Raw genomic sequence first — 2,756 nt, 5'->3', positions numbered from 1 at the left:
CCTGAGAGGGTGACCGGCCACACTGGGACTGAGACACGGCCCAGACTCCTACGGGAGGCAGCAGTGGGGAATATTGCACAATGGGCGAAAGCCTGATGCAGCAACGCCGCGTGGGGGATGACGGCCTTCGGGTTGTAAACCTCTTTTAGTAGGGAAGAAGGGCTTCGGCTTGACGGTACCTGCAGAAAAAGCACCGGCTAACTACGTGCCAGCAGCCGCGGTAATACGTAGGGTGCAAGCGTTGTCCGGAATTATTGGGCGTAAAGAGCTCGTAGGCGGTTTGTCGCGTCTGCTGTGAAAACCCGAGGCTCAACCTCGGGCCTGCAGTGGGTACGGGCAGACTAGAGTGCGGTAGGGGAGAATGGAATTCCTGGTGTAGCGGTGGAATGCGCAGATATCAGGAGGAACACCGATGGCGAAGGCAGTTCTCTGGGCCGTTACTGACGCTGAGGAGCGAAAGCGTGGGGAGCGAACAGGATTAGATACCCTGGTAGTCCACGCCGTAAACGTTGGGAACTAGATGTGGGGACCTTTCCACGGTCTCCGTGTCGCAGCTAACGCATTAAGTTCCCCGCCTGGGGAGTACGGCCGCAAGGCTAAAACTCAAAGGAATTGACGGGGGCCCGCACAAGCGGCGGAGCATGCGGATTAATTCGATGCAACGCGAAGAACCTTACCAAGGCTTGACATATACCGGAAACTTCCAGAAATGGTTGCCCCGCAAGGTCGGTATACAGGTGGTGCATGGTTGTCGTCAGCTCGTGTCGTGAGATGTTGGGTTAAGTCCCGCAACGAGCGCAACCCTCGTTCTATGTTGCCAGCACGTCATGGTGGGAACTCATAGGAGACTGCCGGGGTCAACTCGGAGGAAGGTGGGGATGACGTCAAATCATCATGCCCCTTATGTCTTGGGCTTCACGCATGCTACAATGGCCGGTACAAAGGGCTGCGATACCGTAAGGTGGAGCGAATCCCAAAAAGCCGGTCTCAGTTCGGATTGAGGTCTGCAACTCGACCTCATGAAGTCGGAGTCGCTAGTAATCGCAGATCAGCAACGCTGCGGTGAATACGTTCCCGGGCCTTGTACACACCGCCCGTCAAGTCATGAAAGTCGGTAACACCCGAAGCCAGTGGCCTAACCGCAAGGAGGGAGCTGTCGAAGGTGGGATCGGTGATTAGGACTAAGTCGTAACAAGGTAGCCGTACCGGAAGGTGCGGCTGGATCACCTCCTTTCTAAGGAGCATCTGGACACCGCAGGGTGTTCCAGGCGCCAGATCAAAGCGAATGTCTTTGCTGGTAGCTCATGGGTGGAACATTGAACTAGGTGCTCGGTGAGATCGTCTCGCGTCAGTACAGCCTTCGGGTTGGGAACGCGTCGGGGCGGTGGAGTCGGGTACATGCACGCTGTTGGGTCCTGAGGGACCGGGCCGGCTGCCTTCGGGTGGCGGGGTCGACTCTCCGGATCTTTTTCTCACGCCTGGGTGTGTGGGAGAGGGATACCGCCCGTATTTTGAGAACTACACAGTGGACGCGAGCATCTTAGATTCACGGCTTCGGTCGTGGATCGACAAGATTCGCATGGCGCGGCTTTCGGGTTGCGGTCATGCAAATCATTGGATCTGCAACTTTTCGAGTTGTAGTTTCTTAACTCATGTGATTAGCAAGTTCATAAGAGCAAACGGTGAATGCCTTGGCATCTGGAGCCGAAGAAGGACGTCGTAATCTGCGATAAGCCTCGGGGAGCTGATAAACGAGCTGTGATCCGAGGATTTCCGAATGGGGAAACCCCGCCAGGCCCCTTGTGGTGACCTGGTGACTCCCGCCTGAATATATAGGGCGGGTAGAGGGAACGTGGGGAAGTGAAACATCTCAGTACCCACAGGAAGAGAAAACAACAGTGATTCCGTCAGTAGTGGCGAGCGAACGCGGAAGAGGCTAAACCGAGTCATGTGTGATACCCGGCAGGGGTTGCATGGCCGGGGTTGTGGGACTTTTCGTTCCGGTCTGCCGGCCGGTGAACGTTACAGCGCATCATAGACGAACAGGTTTGAACGCCTGGCCAGAGCGGGTGCGAGCCCCGTAGTCGAAATGGTGTTATGGCGTGAAGAGTATCCCAAGTAGCACGGGGCCCGAGAAATCCCGTGTGAATCTGTCAGGACCACCTGATAAGCCTAAATACTCCCAGATGACCGATAGCGGACAAGTACCGTGAGGGAAAGGTGAAAAGTACCCCGGGAGGGGAGTGAAATAGTACCTGAAACCGTTTGCTTACAAACCGTCGGAGCCTCCTTGTAGGGGTGACGGCGTGCCTTTTGAAGAATGAGCCTGCGAGTTAGTGCTCTGTGGCGAGGTTAACCCGTGTGGGGCAGCCGTAGCGAAAGCGAGTCCGAATAGGGCGATTCAGTCGCAGGGTCTAGACCCGAAGCGAAGTGATCTATCCATGGCCAGGTTGAAGCGACGGTAAGACGTCGTGGAGGACCGAACCCACTTCAGTTGAAAATGGAGGGGATGAGCTGTGGATAGGGGTGAAAGGCCAATCAAACTTCGTGATAGCTGGTTCTCTCCGAAATGCATTTAGGTGCAGCGTTGCGTGTTTCTTGCCGGAGGTAGAGCTACTGGATGGCCGATGGGGCCCAAAAGCTTACTGACGTCAGCCAAACTCCGAATGCCGGTAAGTGAGAGCGCAGCAGTGAGACTGTGGGGGATAAGCTTCATAGTCGAGAGGGAAACAACCCAGACCACCAACTAAGGTCCC

2 rRNA genes are annotated in these 2,756 nt (G+C 55.8%); both read left to right on the top strand.

The window, feature by feature from the left end:
- A 16S ribosomal RNA gene (locus C5C30_RS17235) occupies positions 1-1,234 on the top strand; the annotation flags it as partial.
- Positions 1,235-1,659: 425 nt separating this feature from the next.
- Positions 1,660-2,756, top strand: a 23S ribosomal RNA gene (locus tag C5C30_RS17230); the annotation flags it as partial.

The sequence above is a fragment of the Rathayibacter sp. AY2B5 genome (assembly GCF_002931645.1).
In the GTDB taxonomy this organism is placed as follows: domain Bacteria; phylum Actinomycetota; class Actinomycetes; order Actinomycetales; family Microbacteriaceae; genus Rathayibacter.
The sequence above is the reverse complement of the archived record's forward strand: the minus strand, read 5'-3'. Positions and strand labels throughout refer to the sequence as shown.